General features: G+C 69.1%; 17 protein-coding genes and 1 tRNA gene. 13 read left to right on the top strand and 5 right to left on the bottom strand.

What is annotated here, in order from left to right; all coding sequences use genetic code 11:
• The first annotated feature begins 6 nt into the window (after positions 1 to 6).
• The 4 genes from ACQEVU_RS47500 to ACQEVU_RS47485 are packed head-to-tail and all read left to right on the top strand — an operon-like array spanning position 7 to position 3,974.
• Positions 7 to 1,047 carry an alpha/beta fold hydrolase gene (locus ACQEVU_RS47500; RefSeq protein WP_433336487.1) on the top strand — a complete coding sequence of 347 codons (1,041 nt, stop codon included), beginning with the start codon at positions 7 to 9 and terminating at the stop codon, positions 1,045 to 1,047.
• A 6-nt stretch (positions 1,048 to 1,053) separates the two neighbouring features.
• Complete coding sequence (locus ACQEVU_RS47495) at positions 1,054 to 1,914, top strand: DUF3152 domain-containing protein (protein WP_433336485.1); 861 nt, start codon at positions 1,054 to 1,056, stop codon at positions 1,912 to 1,914.
• A 41-nt stretch (positions 1,915 to 1,955) separates the two neighbouring features.
• On the top strand, positions 1,956 to 3,134 hold the full coding sequence (gene moeZ, locus ACQEVU_RS47490; RefSeq protein ID WP_433336483.1) for an adenylyltransferase/sulfurtransferase MoeZ: 1,179 nt from the start codon (positions 1,956 to 1,958) through the stop codon (positions 3,132 to 3,134).
• Positions 3,135 to 3,176: 42 nt separating this feature from the next.
• Positions 3,177 to 3,974: a squalene--hopene cyclase gene (locus ACQEVU_RS47485; RefSeq protein WP_433336481.1), complete on the top strand. Its 798-nt coding sequence runs from the start codon at positions 3,177 to 3,179 to the stop codon at positions 3,972 to 3,974.
• 22 nt (positions 3,975 to 3,996) lie between these two features.
• Here the strand turns inward: ACQEVU_RS47485 and ACQEVU_RS47480 are convergent, their stop codons facing one another.
• A complete protein-coding gene (locus ACQEVU_RS47480; protein ID WP_433336479.1) occupies positions 3,997 to 4,605 on the bottom strand; it encodes a hypothetical protein in 609 nt (202 codons plus the stop codon).
• Between the two features lie 136 nt (positions 4,606 to 4,741).
• Here ACQEVU_RS47480 and ACQEVU_RS47475 point away from each other — a divergent pair.
• Positions 4,742 to 4,828 (top strand) — tRNA-Phe (locus tag ACQEVU_RS47475).
• A gap of 90 nt (positions 4,829 to 4,918) precedes the next feature.
• Here the strand turns inward: ACQEVU_RS47475 and ACQEVU_RS47470 are convergent.
• Positions 4,919 to 5,287, bottom strand: coding sequence for a hypothetical protein (locus ACQEVU_RS47470; protein WP_433336477.1), 369 nt, complete (start codon positions 5,285 to 5,287; stop codon positions 4,919 to 4,921).
• 127 nt (positions 5,288 to 5,414) lie between these two features.
• A complete protein-coding gene (locus tag ACQEVU_RS47465) occupies positions 5,415 to 5,675 on the bottom strand; it encodes a hypothetical protein (RefSeq protein ID WP_433336475.1) in 261 nt (86 codons plus the stop codon).
• Positions 5,676 to 6,193: 518 nt separating this feature from the next.
• On the opposite strand from ACQEVU_RS47465, the gene ACQEVU_RS47460 reads away from it, so the two are divergent.
• The 7 genes from ACQEVU_RS47460 to nuoH all read left to right on the top strand — a co-directional run bounded on the left by ACQEVU_RS47460 (position 6,194) and on the right by nuoH (position 12,241).
• On the top strand, positions 6,194 to 6,817 hold the full coding sequence (locus ACQEVU_RS47460; RefSeq protein WP_433336473.1) for a hypothetical protein: 624 nt from the start codon (positions 6,194 to 6,196) through the stop codon (positions 6,815 to 6,817).
• A gap of 2,231 nt (positions 6,818 to 9,048) precedes the next feature.
• Entirely contained in the window at positions 9,049 to 9,504 is a 456-nt protein-coding gene (locus ACQEVU_RS47455; RefSeq protein ID WP_433336471.1) for a hypothetical protein, read from the top strand.
• Between the two features lie 192 nt (positions 9,505 to 9,696).
• Positions 9,697 to 9,975, top strand: coding sequence for a fructosamine kinase family protein (locus ACQEVU_RS47450; protein ID WP_433336469.1), 279 nt, complete (start codon positions 9,697 to 9,699; stop codon positions 9,973 to 9,975).
• A gap of 31 nt (positions 9,976 to 10,006) precedes the next feature.
• On the top strand, positions 10,007 to 10,171 hold the full coding sequence (locus tag ACQEVU_RS47445; protein ID WP_433336467.1) for a hypothetical protein: 165 nt from the start codon (positions 10,007 to 10,009) through the stop codon (positions 10,169 to 10,171).
• Positions 10,172 to 10,185: 14 nt separating this feature from the next.
• Positions 10,186 to 10,701 carry an NADH-quinone oxidoreductase subunit B gene (locus tag ACQEVU_RS47440; RefSeq protein WP_433336465.1) on the top strand — a complete coding sequence of 172 codons (516 nt, stop codon included), beginning with the start codon at positions 10,186 to 10,188 and terminating at the stop codon, positions 10,699 to 10,701.
• A complete protein-coding gene (locus tag ACQEVU_RS47435; protein WP_433336463.1) occupies positions 10,698 to 11,270 on the top strand; it encodes an NADH-quinone oxidoreductase subunit C in 573 nt (190 codons plus the stop codon). Before ACQEVU_RS47440 ends, ACQEVU_RS47435 begins: the two co-directional genes overlap by 4 nt.
• The gene (gene nuoH, locus ACQEVU_RS47430; protein WP_433336461.1) at positions 11,270 to 12,241 is read left to right on the top strand and encodes an NADH-quinone oxidoreductase subunit NuoH; all 972 of its coding nucleotides are present in this window, start codon (positions 11,270 to 11,272) and stop codon (positions 12,239 to 12,241) included. The genes ACQEVU_RS47435 and nuoH overlap by 1 nt, the downstream gene beginning before the upstream one ends.
• Positions 12,242 to 12,268: 27 nt before the next feature.
• Here nuoH and ACQEVU_RS47425 read toward each other — a convergent pair whose 3' ends face one another.
• Positions 12,269 to 13,687, bottom strand: coding sequence for a pyridoxal phosphate-dependent decarboxylase family protein (locus ACQEVU_RS47425; protein ID WP_433336459.1), 1,419 nt, complete (start codon positions 13,685 to 13,687; stop codon positions 12,269 to 12,271).
• 85 nt (positions 13,688 to 13,772) lie between these two features.
• A complete protein-coding gene (locus tag ACQEVU_RS47420) occupies positions 13,773 to 15,113 on the bottom strand; it encodes an MFS transporter (RefSeq protein ID WP_433336457.1) in 1,341 nt (446 codons plus the stop codon).
• Here ACQEVU_RS47420 and ACQEVU_RS47415 point away from each other — a divergent pair.
• Positions 15,112 to 16,581 (top strand): gamma-glutamyltransferase, encoded by a 1,470-nt coding sequence (locus ACQEVU_RS47415; protein WP_433336455.1) that lies wholly within the window; start codon positions 15,112 to 15,114, stop codon positions 16,579 to 16,581. The two genes, ACQEVU_RS47420 and ACQEVU_RS47415, sit on opposite strands and share 2 nt — an antisense overlap.
• Positions 16,582 to 16,583: the final 2 nt, after the last annotated feature.

Below are 16,583 nucleotides of genomic sequence, written 5' to 3'. Positions count from 1 at the left end.
GGGGGCATGAAGCGAGCGTCTCTTGTCCCGGAGTTCACCGTTCCGTCATCTGAGCGATTGCCGGAGCGGTGGCCGGGGCGAGAGGTCGATCTCGATGGCTCGGTGGCGTACGTCCGCGACACCCCCGCGGCGGCGCCGGGCGCCGAGCCCGCCGTGTACGTGCACGGCCTGGGCGGCTCGTCGACCAACTGGACGGACCTCGCCGGCATCCTCGCCGCCCGACAGGACGGCCCCGCGCTCGACGGGCAGGCCATCGACCTGCCCGGATTCGGCTACAGCGGCCGGGCGCGCAGCTACACCCTCGACGCGATGGCGCACCACGTCATCCGCTGGATCGAGCACAGCGACCGCGGGCCGGTTCACCTGTTCGGCAACTCGATGGGCGGCGCCGCCGTGGTCAAGGCCGCCGCGAAGCGCCCCGACCTGGTCCGCTCGCTGACGCTGATCTCGCCGGCGATGCCCTTTCTGGACCCTCGCCGCTCGCTGCAGGGCCGGGTCGTCCCGCTGCTATTGCTGCCCAACGCCGCCCGCCTGGCCGGGCGCCACATGTCGGCGATGGCCCCCGAGGCGCTCGCCGACATGGTGATCGACTCCTGCTACGCCGATCCGAGTCGCTACCCCGAGCAGCGGCGGCTGGAGGCCATCGAGGAGGCGCGCCTGCGGCATCAGGTTCCGTGGTACGCCGAAGCCTACGTCGCCAGCCTCCGCGGCCTGGTCAGCAGCTTCCTGCGCGCGTACCTGCCGGGCGAGGGCTCCATCTGGCGGGCGGCCGCGCGGATCACCGCGCCGACCCTCGTCATCACCGGCCGGCAGGACCGGCTCGTCGACATCCGCACCGCGCCCCAGGTCGCACAGCTCATCCCGGACAGCCGCCTGATGATGCTCGAGGGCGTCGGCCACGTGGCGCAGATGGAGGTGCCACGCACCGTGGCCCGCGCCGTGTTCGGCCTGTTGGACGAGGTCTCGCAGGCCGACGGGCGGCCGGTTGCGGTACAGGTGCAGGAACCCCACCGGCGGCGCGTCACACGGGTGCGCATGGCAAGCTGAGCGTCGATGGCGAGCCGGCTGATCCACGACCGCCGGCGTGAGCCGGAGCCGCTGCCGAGCGACCCGCGGGCCGCCCGGGAGATCGTGCGCGCCGCCCGCCACCGCCGCCGCGAGGATGCCCGTCGCCGCCGCTACCTGGTGGCCGGCGTGATGGCCTCAGCCGGGCTGCTCGCGATCCTCGGCATGGGCCGGCAGATGCTCTTCGCCTCCGACGACGAGCCGTCCACGGCGCCGGCCCGCCGCGAGGCCCCGATGCTCGCCCCGCCCTCGCAACCGGCCAGCCCGCCGCCCGAGGCCGGCCCGGCCAAGGGTGAGGGCACCTTCGCCTACGCGACAACCGCCGGGCCCGTGGCCGGGGCCGCCGGGGCGCTGAAGAAGTACCGCGTCGCCGTCGAGAACGGATCCGGCCAGCAGGCCGACGCCTTCGCCGCCGCGATCGAGAAGACGTACGGCGACCCGCGCGGCTGGACCGCCGGCGCCGACGTGCGGCTGCAGCGCGTCGCGGGGGAGGGCGCCGCGGACTTCACCGTGTTTCTCGCCACGCCGGTGACCTCGGAGGCGATGTGCGCGACGGCCGGGCTGCACACCGACGGGTACAGCTCCTGCCGCATCGCCGGCAAGGTCATCATCAACCTCGCCCGCTGGCTGACCTCCATACCGGACTACGGGGCGCCGGTGGCGGACTACCAGACGTACGTCATCAACCACGAGACCGGCCACGAGCTCGGCCATGGCCATGAGGCCTGCCCGGGCGACGGAAAGCCCGCGCCGGTCATGATGCAGCAGACGTACGGGCTGAAGGGCTGCGTGGCGAACTCCTGGCCCTATGTCGACGGCCAGCGGTACACCGGACCCAAAGTGCCGTAGCTCACTCGGGATTGGCACCCGGGCGCGGCAGAATGAGAACCATGTCGCTGCCTCCTCTGGTCGAACCCGCCGCCGACCTGTCGGTGGACGAGGTCCGCCGCTATTCGCGTCATCTGATCATTCCCGACGTCGGGGTGGCCGGGCAGAAACGACTCAAGAACGCCAAGGTGCTCTGTGTGGGCGCGGGCGGCCTCGGGTCGCCGGCTCTCATGTACCTCGCCGCGGCCGGCGTCGGCACGCTCGGCATCGTCGAGTTCGACACCGTCGACGAGTCCAACCTGCAGCGCCAGATCATCCACGGCCAGTCGGACATCGGCCGCCCCAAGGCCGAGTCGGCGCGGGACTCGGTGCTCGAGATCAACCCGTACGTCAACGTCGTGCTGCACAACGAGGCGCTCAGCAACGACAACGTGATGGAGATCTTCGCGCAGTACGACCTCATCATCGACGGCACCGACAACTTCGCGACGCGTTACATGGTCAACGACGCCGCGGTCCTGCTCGGCAAGCCGTACGTCTGGGGCTCGATCTACCGCTTCGACGGCCAGGCGTCGGTCTTCTGGGCCGAGCACGGCCCCTGCTACCGCTGCCTCTACCCGGAGCCGCCCCCGCCCGGCATGGTCCCCTCCTGCGCCGAGGGTGGCGTGCTCGGCGTGCTGTGCGCGTCCATCGGCGCGATCCAGGTGACCGAGGCGATCAAGCTCCTCACCGGCGTCGGCGACACGCTGCTGGGCAGCCTGATGGTGTACGACGCGCTGGAGATGACCTACCGCAAGATCAAGCTCCGCAAGGACCCGAACTGCGCGATCTGCGGCGAGAACCCCACCGTCACCGGCCTCATCGACTACGACGACTTCTGCGGCGCCGTGTCCGACGAGGCCCAGGCCGCGACCGTCGGCTCGACGATCACCGCCACCGAGCTGAAGGACTGGCTGGACTCCGGCAAGCCGATCGAGCTCATCGACGTGCGCGAGCCGGCCGAGTGGGAGATCGTCCGGGTCCCCGGCGCCCGCCTCGAGCCCAAGGGCGAGTTCCTCAACGGCAACGCGCTGTCCGGCCTGCCTCAGGACAAGCAGATTGTTCTGTACTGCAAGAGCGGCGTCCGTTCCGCTGAGGCCCTCGCCGCCGTCAAGGCCGCCGGCTTCAAGGACGCCGTCCACGTGCAGGGCGGCGTGGTCTCCTGGGTGAAGACCGTCGATCCTTCACTGCCGGTGTACTAACGGATCACGCGGGGAAGGCGGGCGCGAGGTACGGTACGGCCCATGGTCGACCTTGACGCCGCGATCGGCTACGTAGTCGCCCACGGCGACGCCGTGGACCGCGCCCGCCTGGCCTGGCTCCGCACGGGCCAGGCCCCTCCGGCTGACGTGCTGGAAAAGGCCGAGGTCGGCCAGGCGTCATCGGGCGGCTGGCCGGCCTACTGGGGCGCCCACGTGGCCTCGGTCGACGCGACATGCTTCCGTCTGGCCGAGCTCGACGACCTGGGCGCCATCGACCGCCCCGCGGCCCGCCGCGCCCTGACCTGGCTGGCCCGCAGCCAGCGCCCGGACGGCATGTGGGAAGAGGACGAGTCCCTGGCCGGCATCGCCCCGCCGTGGGCCCAGCCCGGCGACGACGAGGCCAAGCTGTTCCTCACGACGAGCGCCGCCTTCTGGCTCATCGTCGGCGGCCCCACCCCCGGCGACGAGGACGAGCACGCGGCCCGCATCGCCCGCGCCGCCGAGGCCTTCCGCGCCTCCCTGCGCCCCGACGGCTCCTGGCCCTCGTTCCTGGTCACCGGCTGGCTGGGCTGCGCGATGCTGTACCACCTGGGCTGGTTCTACGAATCGGCCCAGATCCAGGTCGCACTGGCCGACCGCGTCCCGTCGATGACGGCCGCAGACACGGCAAGCATGTTCTCGGCTTTGCGCCGCGTCGGCATGTCGACGGAGGATTGGCTGCTGAGCGGCGCACGCAAGCGCCTGTCGGAGACCCAGCGCAGCGACGGCGGCTGGCCCAGCGACGACGGCGAGCAGTTCAACGTCCACACCACGCTCGCCGCCATCCGCGCCCTCCGCTGACCGGTTGCAGGCCTTCGTCTCGCTACTGAAGCCAACGCCATGTCGCGGCCGACGGCGTCGTTTGCAAACAAAGGTTCTTGTACGATTCCAGTAGCGCCGGGGAAAATGCCTCCTTTCTGCTGTCCCCCCACTCCGCCAGGTACGGATAGCGGTCGACGTTTCGCCGCGAGTTGGCAAACTCGTTGGAGGCATTCGCCAGCGAGTGCATCGCCCTACGTGGATTGCTAGAATCGTCGTACGCAAGCGCTACATCCAACCAGGCGGCGTGGCGGCCGAGAAGTTCCACCAGCAGCGGCACGTTGGCGGCACCCGAAATTCGAATCGCCTCCACCCGCTCAAAAAACCGCAGCACCCTTACCACTCGCACGTCATTCTTGTCGGCGGAATCCTTGAGCGGAACTGGTTGAGGTATCGGCTTGCCGAGCGACTTGGCCACGACCGTCAACTCGTGGCGGTCGTCATTGAGATCGCCACCGACCAACTCCCGATGAAGTTCGAGAACGCGGTCCACCTGCCGGTCATTGCGATCTCCCCGGAGTGCCATCGCGCCGACGACTACCGCGGGAATCACTCCAGCCGCCTGGATGACGCCAGCCAACGCCGCGACCAAATTTGCATCCATGGATTCCATGTTGTATGCAGCTATCCCGGCCGGGAATCCTCCGTTAGATCAGACACTTCGGCAAGTCTCAGAGCGGCCCCGGATGCCCCTGCCCGGCGGCGTCCGCGCTGATAACGCCCCCGCCACCCAGTCGAACGCGACGTTTGTGCAGCTAGCAGCTGCTGGCCTGTAGCGCGAGCGGACTGAAAATCCGTCGCGAAAGCTACAGAGGTTCGAATCCTCTACCCGCACTGGCAGTACAGAGAGGCCCGCGACCAGGGGAAACCCCGGTCGCGGGCTTCTCTCGTCGGTCCCACTCCGTCTCACTCAGAACAGGCGGATCTCACCCGTCGCGTCCAATACGCGACCACGTTTGCGGTGGTTCAAGCTGCGGCGTCCTCGTTGGCGCCCTGGTCGAGCCCCAGCGCGACCCGATGCGGTACAGCGCGGCGTCCGTTCCCCCGTCGAGACACTTCGCGTAGACGTCGAGCAGCACCTTGACGCTGTTGCCCGCCCATTCGGCTACCTGGGTAGCCGGTACGCCCGCGTTCAGCCACGTCGAGAGGCAGGCGTGACGCAGGTCGTACGGCCGCTTGGCCAGCACCGACGGCACCTGAGCGGGCGTGGGGGCCTTCTCGCGGGCCCTCCGCCACGCGGTCGTGTAGGTGTTGTTCGGGATCGGTTGACCGCGGTCGGGACGTACCTCCCCCACGCCCCTCTGCGCGTGACAAACAGCCGACCGTTCTCGGCGGGCGCGTACTTGGCGATGTGCCTCGCGAGCACCTCGGCGAGCGGCGGCGCCACCGGCACTTGCCGGGTTGCCGTCTTTGCGCGGTGCTTCAGCCGCGATTCTCGGTCACATCCTCGTCGTTGCTCCAGCCCTGGCCGATCGCCACCGTCGCGCCGGTCAGGTGTAGCCAGCTCCAAGCACCGGGCCTCGGCGGTCGCTCGAACTCGTCGTCGGCGAGGTGGAGCACCTCCTCCGGCCGCAGCCCGGCGTAGTACATGTAGTACATGCAGCCGAAGAACGCCTCCAGCTCGGGACTTTCGTCCGCCACGGCGGCCAGCAGGACGGCGGCCTGCTTCGGGTTGGCGACCACCGAGGCGTCTTTCGCGTTCCATCACGCCTGGATGGCGCCACCGTAGACCACCTGACGCAGGCCTTGTACGGACAGCGCTACGCAGAGGACACTATTGGCCCTTAGGTGATGATCGGCCCAATTCGCGCCTAAATGGATATACTTGTCGAGTTAGTGCGCAACACATCAGGCCCCCATCAGCCTGCGCTAATGCGTTTGGTGACAGACTGGACAACATTTGTTGGGTGGCTTCATGCGGCACTTCGGGAGTATTCCGGAGCGGACGCCCTATTTGCGATCGCCGAAGAGATGGCAGACGAGACTGAAGACGAATCCGCCACCCTAGACGCGTAGTGCCAGCGCGGCGCCCAGGGCGCCAACGGCGGCGCCGACCGTACGGGCGCCAGGCCCGGTTGGCGCCCGGACGATCGACACACGACGCCAGCCCGCTCCGCTGGTGCTAATGATCCTTGTTCGCGACAAGTACGATGTTTCGCGTGCGACATGCCTCGGTTCGGAAGACGATCCACGGTTGCCGGTTGATCAAGTCCGACGTTGAGAAGGTTCTTGCGACGATCGCTCACGGCTCGGATTCACCCTCGGCAGAGTTGGATCTTTCGTACAAAGAAGGTCAAACGGAAGTTCAAGCGGCGTCGCTGGATGAGCTGCTAGCCGAAGCTGCACCCAGGGAAAGTCTCAGCAATCTGCACATCGACTTCTGGCGACGGAAGGAAGTCTGCCGGGTTGTTGTCGATCTAGACGATGGCGCGGCACACCTCCGCGTAAGCGGTAATGATCTGACGTGGGTCTACGGAAAGGCCGGTCAGCTTGAAGAGGTGTTGAAGGGTGCGCGGTCGCGGCGGCGTGCCTTCTTCGTTCGATACGAGCTGGTGATACCCAATCTGGTGCTACTGACGCTGGCCGCGATGTGGACTGCGGCGTTTCTGCTCGACGCGAGCCAGGCTCTTGGTGTAATCGGGCTTATTGTTGTGACGTCAGGTGCCCTCGCACTGTCGTATTGGCGATTCGCTCGGGGAGTCATGAGAAGAACTATAGTGATCTCTGAGGCCCACGATGCATCGAATAAGATTGCTATAGCGGGCTTGGTCGTTGCGTTGTTTAGCCTTGCGGCGGCGGTTGCGCAGGTCGCGTTAGCTGCGTAACCGCGTGCAGCCGCGCGGTGCGACACAGTGTGAGCGGTGGCACCTCAACGCGCTCGCTACGCCGGGTGCTGATCGGGCGGCCGGCCGATTGGGACCGCGTGCGACCTGGGCACGACAACAGAGAGCCGTTCGGGGGCGTTGCGCAAGTAGAAGGCCCAGTCTGACTAGGACTGTAAATCCGTCGCGAAAGCTACAGAGGTTCGAATCCTCTACCCGCCACCAGGCAGGCGAAAGGGCCTGTCACCAGCGAAAACGCCGGTGACAGGCCCTCTGCGTCGGTCCCGCTCAGTCTCAGAGTGACCGACTCAGTCTGAGCCATTGCCCCAAATGCGTCCCTACGAAGGACGGCGGCGGCCAGGTACGTCGCCCCGTGGCGCGAGCCCCAAGGACAAGCCGTAGTGGTGCGGTGTGGCGCCCACAACGGTCCGCCTACAACAGTCGGCCTGCACGACCCACATAGCCGCCTGGCCCGTGAGGAACTGTCGCAACCCGTCGGGTTCTACCCCTCCCCCCGCGACACGCCCATGTCACCCTTGTGATGCGGATCACAATATCGCGACATGGGCCCCGCACCAACTAACCGTCTTCGCTCCGCAATGAGCGGCAGAACGTCGGTTACCTCGTCGCGTTTCGTCCTTCACGGGTCAATCGCCGCACCATCGAACTACCGAGAGTTCACGTCGAACCGCACGGCCTCCATAGTTGGCCGCCACGCGACCCGATCATAGATTTCGCCCCCACCCTTAAAACACCGGCAAACCGTAGCCGAAGTACCAAGAACTAAAGCTTGCGAAACATCCTCATTTACTACGCACGGTAACTCTGACTCGACTTGCGCCTCAACCCGGCTAAGAGTAACGCCTCGCTTTACGCGTTACCAGGTAACGAGAAGCGGTACTGCGTAAGGGAAAGAGTCAACTAATTGGCGCACGGACGCCGTTGAGTCGAGCAGGGCGAACTCGTTACGTTCCGTATGTATGATGCAGATGACGTTATGGCAGACCGCCGTAGCGGCGATGGGGATAGCAGCATGCTGCCATCCCCATCGCACCCACTACACGCCCGCGCAGGGCGCTTCGTCGTAGGCGGGTCGCAGCCACCTACGGACGCACTAAGGATAACTTGTGTCAAGTTCCGTGTGCATGCACACCGCTGACACCAGGGGAAAGTGCGCCGGCATACCGGGAAGCGCGCGACGCGGGCCGAACGGAAGGACGGAAATGTCCCCTCAGGACGACGGCATCCCCCTGCACCTGTCACTCGTTCTCTTGGTCAGTGTGACCATCGGCGGCATCGCCTGGCACTGGCCTAGCACGGCGGGACCGATCGCTCTCGGCCTGGCCGCATTCGGCGTCATCCATCAGGTAATCCGTCGCCGCTAACGCCAGCACCGTTGGGGGCGCGCACTTCAAGTCCGCGTCCCCAACGGGCTACGAACGAGCGTCGCCGATCAAGCAACTTGCGCGGAGGCTGCAAGCCCAAGCGCGAGGCTGATGCGTCCAACGCAGCATCAACACCGCCGTCGAGGCACTTCGCGTAGAAGTCGAGCAGCACCTTTACGCTGTTGCCTGCCCACTCCGCGACCTGGGGCGCAGGTACCCCAGCGTTGAGCCACGTGGACAGGCAGGCGTGTCGTAGGTCGTATGGGCGCCGCGCCAGCGGGGAGGCCACCTGTGCCGGAGTCAGCGCCTCCTTGCGTGCTCGCTTCCACGCCGTCGAGAGCGCATTCCGGGGCACCGGCGTGCCGATGGGGTGCTCAATCAGCCTTCCGCCCGGACCGCGGCGGGTCACGAACAGCCGGCCGTTGCTCGCAGGCGGGAAGCGCTTGATGTGGTCAATGAGCATCGCGGCGAGGGGCGGCGCAACCGGTACCGATCGAGTGGTTTTGCTGCCCGGTGCTTCAAGCCTCGGTCCTCCGTCGCCTGGTCGCCGTCGTTCCAGCCACGGCCAGGCTGCGCCGTTGCGCCCGACAGGTGCAGCCAGCCCCAGCCGTCCGGCGTTGCGGGGCGCTCGAACTCCGACCCGGTCAGGTGGAGTGCTTCTTCGGGGCGTAGGCCGGCGTAGCACAGGCAGCCGAAGTACGCCTTCAGTTCGGGAGTGTCGACCGCGACGGCATCGAGCAGAGCGGCAGCTTGCGTCGGGTTAGCGACTCCCGAAACGGCGAGCGCATCGCCGGCGGCGTCCGGTGGTGGCACTACGACCGCCGCCAACAGTGCCGACGATTCATCGACGTGCTCGAATCAGGCGCACTACGAGTGGGCGTTGGCGAGTTGGTTGAGAACCTGAGCTTCACCTCCAGGTCGCCAGAAGCGCCCGTTCTCGACCTTTCTGAGGCGATTTCGACGGTGCTGCACGCGATTGTGCTGGCCGCCGAAATCGCCGAGCATGCCGGGCGTCGCGGCGCCATCGGGATCGCGCTCGGCATGGACGGCCTTACGGGAGCCCGAGCCACCCCACCGGCCGGCGCCGACGCCAGACGACCCTTCGAGTACCTGGCGATGCGTGACGGCTTGGCGGTCTATGACGAAGATTTCTACTCAGCGCTCCGAGTAGCCACGACGACCGAACTCGGCGGCGACCTGATTGGCGTTGTCGACGACTTGCTCGGAGCGCTCCTACGCTCCCTCGGCATAGGCGATCCGCTACGGATTGACCCTGCATCTCGGCTCGGCACGTCAGAGGGCTAGGTGCCGTACAGGGTCTGGGCGTCTAGCGGCGTCCCGGCCCTGCGCTATCAGTCGTCGGTCATCACTCTCTATCCGACTTCTGGCCGTCGCATCCCGTCCGACGATGCACTTCGCGTATTACCCGGAGCAGCACGGCGACGCTGTGACCCGCCCACCCCGCGACCTGCGTTGGTGATCCGAGACCGGGGCAAGATGGCGACGCCCGTTGTGGTTGGGGTCGTCGAGACCGACGAAGGGGCGCTGCTGCTCACCGAAGCCATACAAGAGGTGCGGCCGGAGGAGCGGGGCGAGCGGCACTGGCGGAGTATCGGCGCGGCGCTTGCGGGGCTGCATCGGGTGCGCTCGAACGAGTTCGGGCTTGAGTTCGACGGGTACTTCGGGCCGCTTCCGCAGGACAACGCGCCCGCGGGCACGTGGGCCGAGTTTCTGCGGGGAGCGCCACGTGCGGCCGCGGCTGCGCGATGCGGTTGACTCCGGGTACCTGCCGAAAGAGTTCGCGCCTGTGCCTGACGTTGTGTTCGCCGAGTATCGGGAGCGCGGCGGGGTCATCGACGAGGGGTTCCGCCGAAGGCGGGAGCTGTGGTGGCTGCACGCCTACCTGGCGGTTGTCGCGGTGGTCGGCGGCGGCATGCACGTGGGCAAGATCTCCGCCGTTGTCCGGAGTTGACGTACGCTGTCGCCATGTCGGGAGTGCTTGGTGAGCCCATCAAGTTCGTGCTCAACTGGGGGCGGCGCTACTCGCTGTGGGTGTTCAACTTCGGGCTGGCGTGCTGCGCGATCGAGTTCATCGCCACGTCCATGGGGCGGCACGACTTCATGCGGCTCGGCGTGATTCCGTTCGCTCACGGGCCGCGGCAGGCCGATCTCATGGTCGTCTCCGGGACCGTCACCGACAAGATGGCGCCCGCGGTCAAGCGGCTCTACGACCAGATGCCCGAACCGAAGTACGTCATCAGTTTCGGGGCCTGCAGCAACTGCGGGGGGCCCTACTGGGACTCCTACTCCGTGACGAAGGGCGTCGACCAGATCATCCCCGTGGACGTGTACGTCCCGGGGTGCCCGCCGCGGCCCGAGGCGCTGCTGCACGGGATCATGCGGCTGCAGGAGAAGATCGCGGGGGAGCAGGCGGGGCTGGGCGGGACGCCGCGGCCCGACGTGCGGGCGCTCACCGCGCCGCCGGTCAGGGCGCAGCCGTGACGCCGGCCGAGGTCGGGGCGCGGCTGGTCGAGGCCCTCCAGCAGGGCGAGGCCTCGGAGAGCGGGGGCGGGAAGTTCGCCCGGGCCACCGTCGACGTGCCGGTCGAGGCCTGGGTCGAGGCGGTCGAAAAAGCGAAAACCGTGCTCGGGTGCGACTTCTTCGACTGGCTCAGCGCCGTCGACGAGCTGCCGGGCGGGTTCAGCATCGTGGCGCACCTCTGGTCCAGCGAGCAGAAGCACGGGGTTCTGCTGAGAACGCAGCTGCCGCGCGAAACGCCCGAGATAGCCACCATTATCCGGATATTTCCGGGTGCGAAGTGGCATGAGCGCGAGACGCACGAGATGTTCGGGATCGCGTTCATCGATCATGAGGACATGCGACCGCTGCTGCTGCCCGAGCAGTTCGAGGGGCACCCGCTGCGCAAAGAGTTCGTGCTGGCCTCGCGGGTGGCCAAGCCCTGGCCCGGCGCCAAGGAACCCGGCGAGAGCGAGCACACCGTCAGCAAGCGGGGGCCGATGCGGCCGCCGGGGGTTCCCAGTCCCGACGAGTGGCCGGGAGGGCGCGGCTGATGCCGGTCTGGCTGGAGCTGGCGATCCGCATCCTCGCGGTCGTCGCGGCGTTCCTCACCCTGCCGCTCATCGTCGGGCAGGCCGAGCACAAGGTCATGGCGCACATGCAGGGGCGCCTCGGGCCGATGTACGCCGGGGCCTTCCACGGCTGGGCGCAGCTCGTCGCCGACGGGGTCAAGTTCGTGCAGAAGGAGGACATCACGCCACGGGCGGCCGACCGGGCCGTGTTCCGGCTGGCGCCGGTGATCTCCCTGCTGCCGTACCTCATCGTGCTCCTGGTCATCCCGCTCGGGCCGCACGGGCTGGTGGCGCAGTCGCTCGACATCGGGCTGTTCTTCGTGCTCGCCGTCGTCGGCATCGGCGTCGTCGCGGTGCTCATGGCCGCGTGGGCCTCGGCGAACAAGTACGCGCTGCTCGGCGGCCTGCGGGCGGCGGCCCAGCTGCTCGGGTACGAGCTGCCGTTCATCCTCTCGGCGCTCTCGGTCGCGATGGCCGCGGGCACGCTGTCGCTGTCCGGCATCGTCGAGGCGTGGCGGCCCTGGTGGCTGCTGTGGCAGCTGCCGGCGATGCTCGTGTTCTTCACCGCGGGGCTGGCCGAGATCCGCCGGCCGCCGTTCGACATGCCGATCGCCGACTCCGAGCTGGTCTTCGGCTACATGACCGAGTACACCGGGCTCCGGTTCGCGTTCTTCCTGCTCGCCGAGTACGTCGGCATCGTCGTCATCTCGGCGCTCACCACGGTGCTGTTCCTGGGCGGCTGGAAGGGGCCCTTCGGCCTGGACGGCGAGCTCGGCTGGCTGTGGACGCTGATCAAGGTGTTCGCGGTGTCGTTCGTCGTGATCTGGGTGCGCGTCAGCTACCCGCGGCTGCGCGAGGACCAGCTGCAGCGGCTGTGCTGGCTGGTCCTGGTGCCCGCGGCACTCGGACAACTGGTGCTCACGGCCGCGGTGAAGGTCGCTGCCGGAGACTGAGAAAAACGGCAACCGTACAGCTCGTGCTCACTGCTGCGGTGAAGGTCGCTGCAGGAGGCTGAGAAAAGCCACAAGCAGCCGCTCTCGTACGGCGGGAGGCGCCGCATCCAGCAGGGCGTTCACGGGTGCCATGCGTTCCGGCAGCGCCCCGCCCGCGCCCAGCCCGAGCGCCCCCGCCACCTGTTCGATCGGCGCCGCCTCCAGCAGCTCGAAGATCCCAGGCGGCAGCTGCACCGGGCCGTGCGCCCGGGCGGCATCCACCGCGGAGGCGAGGTCGGCCTCGAACTCGCCGACCCGCGGCGCCACGGCCGCGGTCACGGTCAGGTGCACCGAGGCCGGGATGTCGCCGTGGCGGAACTGGGGCTGCGTGTGCCAACCCCGCGCGGCCAGCTCGTCGGCGAGGACGAAGAGGTCCACGCCCGAGGACATGAAGGCGACGACGGTCGACTCCCGGGGTACGACCGCGAAGTCCTCGATCTTGGCCACCGCCTCGGCCAGCGCCTTCGTGGCGTCGCGCGTCGCGGCGGCCAGCGCCAGGTATCCGTCGTCGCCGATGTGGCGCAGCGTCGCCCATGCCGCGGCGATGGGACCGCCGCTGCGGGTCGAGGAGATGACCGGGTTGATCATGGTGTACCCCGGCCAGTCTGCGTAGGCGAAGTACTGACTTGCCCTCAGTCGCTCGTCGCGATGCAGCAGGACCGAGACGCCCTTGGGTGCGTACGCATACTTATGCAGGTCGACCGAGATGCTGGTGACCCCGGGCACCGACAGGTCGAACGGCGCAACGGGCTCGCCGAGGCGACGTAGGTAGGGCAGCGTCCAGCCGCCGAAGCACGCGTCCACGTGGCAGCGCACGCCGGCGGCGGCCGCCGCGGCGGCGATGGGCTCGACGGGGTCGATCAGCCCGTGGGCGTACGACGGCGCGGAACAGGCGACGAGGACCGTGTCCGGGGTGATGGCCGCGGCCACCGCCGCCGGGTCGACCCGCAGCGTGATCGGGTCGACGGGCACGGTGTCCAGCGCCACCCGCAGGTAGGCGGCCGCCTTGGCCAGCGCGGCGTGCGCGGTCACCGGCATGACCAGGCGCGGCGCGGCGATGTCGGGCCGGCCGTCGCGCGCGGCCTTGACCGCGAGGATGAGCGACTCGGTGCCGCCGCTCGTCACGCTGCCGACGGTCCGCTCGTCGCCGCCGAGGACCCGCGCGGCCGCCCCGACGAGGTCGTTCTCCATCGCCAGCAGCGACGGGAACGCGGTCGGGTCGAGGCCGTTGACGTGCGCCGACATCGCGTGGGCGGCCGCCGCGAGCTCGTCGAGGCCGTCGAGGGCGGGGTCGTAGACGTACGCGAACAGCCGCCCGCCGTGCGTCGGCAGATCGTGCCCGCGCATGCCCCGGAGCTGCGCCAGCACCTCATCGGCCGGCACCCCTTTGTCCAGCAACGCGCTCACGCCGCCACCTCCGCTTCGCTCCGGCGCCGGCGCGAACCAACGCTGTACATATGGTTCGCGGCTCCTCCGCTTCGCTCCGGACCGCTCACGCCGCCACCTCCTGCTCCAGCTCCGTCAGCCTGCGTTCGTCCAGGTCGTAGCCGCGCAGCGCGAACAGCGCCAGGGCGACGACGACCGCCGGTACCACCGTGAAGCCCAACAGCACGCCGAGCCGCGCGGTGTCGGTCTGCGCGGCGGCGGTTCCCGAGTCGCTGGAGACGTACCCGAACGCGGCGAGCACCAGCGCGAAGACGCCGGGGCCCAGCGCGAGGCCGAACGTCTCGCCGGCCGTCCACAGCCCGGTGAAGACCCCGGCCTGGCGGCGGCCGGTCCGCGCGGTGTCGGCGGCGATGCAGTCGGGCAGCATCGCCAGGCCGAAGACCTGCTGCCCCGCGTAGCCGACGCCGACGATGCTGATCAGCACGTACACCCCGGCCGCGGGCAGGAGCGGCGCCAGCGCGATGAGGGCGGCGCCGGCGGCGAAGACGAGCGAGGCCAGCGCGTACGCGCGCAGCTTGCCGATGCGGGCCCCGACCCGCGACCAGAGCGGCATGACCAGCAGGGCCGGCCCGACGAAGCAGGCGAACAGCACCGTGGCGCCGGTGTCCGGGTCCCGCAGGATCTGGGTGGCGAAGTAGCTGACCCCGGCCAGCATGGTGGCGATGCCGGCGGCCTGCACGATGAAGCAGATGAGCAGCCGGGTGAAGGCGCCGTTCTCGCGCGCGGTGCGCAGCTGGCGGCCCAGGCTCGGCTCGCTCTCCAGGACCCGGCCCGTCGGGGCGGCGCGGGTGCCGAGAAAGCTGCCCGCGGTACCGATGAGGATGAGAACGGCGACGAAGACGCCCATGGCGCGGTGGCCCGGGATGCCGTCGCCGAACTGCTTGGTGACCACCGGGGCCAGGGCGCCGGAGACCAGGATCGCCACCGCGAGCAGCGCCACCCGCCAGGTCATGAGCCGGGTCCGCTCGGCGTAGTCGTCGGTCATCTCGGCGGGCATGGCGACGTACGGCACCTGGTAGAACGCGTACGCGGTCGCGGTGGCGAGGAAGACCAGCGCGACGTAGGCGCCGCTGCGGACCGGGGCGGCGAAGATGGCGGCGAACAGGATCGCCACCGCCACGCCCCCACCCAGGAGAAATGGTCGCCGGGCGCCCCAACGGGTACGGGTACGATCGGAGATCCTCCCGGCAACCGGGTTGATGAGCACATCCCAGGCCTTCGGCGCCAGCACGAGCAGCCCGGCGATCCCGGCTGTGACGCCGAGGGTGTCGGTCAGATAGGGCAGAAGCAGCAGTCCGGGCACGGTACCGAAGGCCCCCGTGACAAGGGAGCCGAGCGCGTAGCCGACCCGGACGCGGCCGGGCAGTGACTCCGACGGGTGATCCATGGTCCACGGATGCTACCGCGAGAATTCTTCATGGAACCGCACTGAATCCAAGATTCCGGCCGGCGTCGCGGCCGGCCATCCGGCGACCGTCGAGGTCGGCCTGCGGGTTCTCGAGGCGGGCGGTTCGGCGGCCGACGCCGGCGTGGCCGCCATGCTCGCCTCCTGCGTGGCCGAGAGCGTGATGACCGGCCTCGCCGGGGGCGGCTTCGCCACGTACTACGACGCCGAGACGGCCACCACGACGTGCCTCGACTTCTTCTGCGCGGTGCCGGGCCTCGGCTCGACCCGGGCCGCCGCGCCCATGGACCCGATCGCGGTCTCGTTCGGCGGGGTTCCGCAGCGGTACGAGATCGGGCCCTCGAGCGTGGCGGTGCCCGGCGTGCCGGCGGGGTGCGGGGTGCTGCATCGGCGATGGGGGCGGCTGCCCTGGCAGCGGGTGGTGGCGCCGGCGATCTCGCTGGCGCACAGCGGGACGCTGCTGCCGCAGGCGCACGCCACGACGCTGGCCACGCTGGGCCCGGCCATGCTGCCCGGGTTCGGTGCGTGCGTCTACGCCCCTCGGGGGCGGCTGCTGACCGGGGGCGATCTGCTGTACCACCCGGGCCTGGACGCCGCGCTGTCGATCCTGTCGGAGGAGGGGCCGGCCTCGTTCTACACGGGCGGCATTGCGCGCCGCACGGTCGAGACGGTCTACGGCGGCGGCGGGAACCTGACGTATGCGGATCTGTCCGCGTACCGCGTCCTGGTGGCGCCGGTGCTGTCGGCCTCGCTCGGCGGTGCCGGCTCGGCCGCCTTCGGCGGTGGCTTCGTGGCGCACGCGCGCGGCGACTTGAACGGATTTATCGCGACATTGGCATCCCTGCCCGACGTAGCGGACTTATCGCGACCGCTCCGGGCGGTGGCGATGGCGGAGGCCCTGCGCTCGTACGGCACCCAGCGCCTCGGCGACACCACCAACATCTCGATCGTCGACCCCGACGGCAACGCCTGCGTGATCACGCTGACCCTCGGCCTCGGTTCGGGCGTGTGGCTGGAGGACCTGGGCATCCACCTCAACTCGATGCTCGGCGAGGGCGAGCTGATCCGCCCCGGCACCGAGCCCGGCGACCGGATGGCATCCTGCATGTGCCCGACGGTCGTCACCGAGGAGGACGGCCCGCTGGTGCTCGCGGTCGGCTCGGCCGGCGCCACCCGGATCCGCACCGCGCTGCTGCACACCCTGGTCAACGTCCTGGTCGACGGCGACGACCCGGAGACCGCGATCCGCCGCCCGCGCTTCCACGTGGTCGGCGACCTGGTCCACGCCGAGCGGGACTACCCGGAGGACGAGCTGGAGGCTCTGTCCGCGGCCGGCTACAAGATCCAGCGGTGGGACACGTTCGACCACTACTTCGGCGGCGTGAGCGCGGTGGGCCTGGTCGGGGCGGCCGGCGACCCGCGCCGCGGCGGCATCGGCCGGACGCTGTAGCG

Source organism: Dactylosporangium sp. CA-139066, assembly GCF_050936175.1.
In the GTDB taxonomy this organism is placed as follows: Bacteria; Actinomycetota; Actinomycetes; order Mycobacteriales; family Micromonosporaceae; genus Dactylosporangium.
The sequence above is the reverse complement of the archived record's forward strand: the minus strand, read 5'-3'. Positions and strand labels throughout refer to the sequence as shown.

What these genes read in the sequence shown, in the direction of transcription:
- ACQEVU_RS47415 (WP_433336455.1), top strand. Translation starts at nt 15,112, where the DNA reads ATGGTCCACGGATGCTACCGCGAGAATTCTTCATGGAACCGCACTGAA.
- ACQEVU_RS47485 (WP_433336481.1), top strand. Translation starts at nt 3,177, where the DNA reads ATGGTCGACCTTGACGCCGCGATCGGCTACGTAGTCGCCCACGGCGAC.
- ACQEVU_RS47450 (WP_433336469.1), top strand. Translation starts at nt 9,697, where the DNA reads ATGGCGACGCCCGTTGTGGTTGGGGTCGTCGAGACCGACGAAGGGGCG.
- ACQEVU_RS47420 (WP_433336457.1), bottom strand. Translation starts at nt 15,113, where the DNA reads ATGGATCACCCGTCGGAGTCACTGCCCGGCCGCGTCCGGGTCGGCTAC.
- ACQEVU_RS47480 (WP_433336479.1), bottom strand. Translation starts at nt 4,605, where the DNA reads ATGGAATCCATGGATGCAAATTTGGTCGCGGCGTTGGCTGGCGTCATC.
- ACQEVU_RS47440 (WP_433336465.1), top strand. Translation starts at nt 10,186, where the DNA reads ATGTCGGGAGTGCTTGGTGAGCCCATCAAGTTCGTGCTCAACTGGGGG.
- ACQEVU_RS47500 (WP_433336487.1), top strand. Translation starts at nt 7, where the DNA reads ATGAAGCGAGCGTCTCTTGTCCCGGAGTTCACCGTTCCGTCATCTGAG.
- nuoH (WP_433336461.1), top strand. Translation starts at nt 11,270, where the DNA reads ATGCCGGTCTGGCTGGAGCTGGCGATCCGCATCCTCGCGGTCGTCGCG.
- moeZ (WP_433336483.1), top strand. Translation starts at nt 1,956, where the DNA reads ATGTCGCTGCCTCCTCTGGTCGAACCCGCCGCCGACCTGTCGGTGGAC.
- ACQEVU_RS47495 (WP_433336485.1), top strand. Translation starts at nt 1,054, where the DNA reads ATGGCGAGCCGGCTGATCCACGACCGCCGGCGTGAGCCGGAGCCGCTG.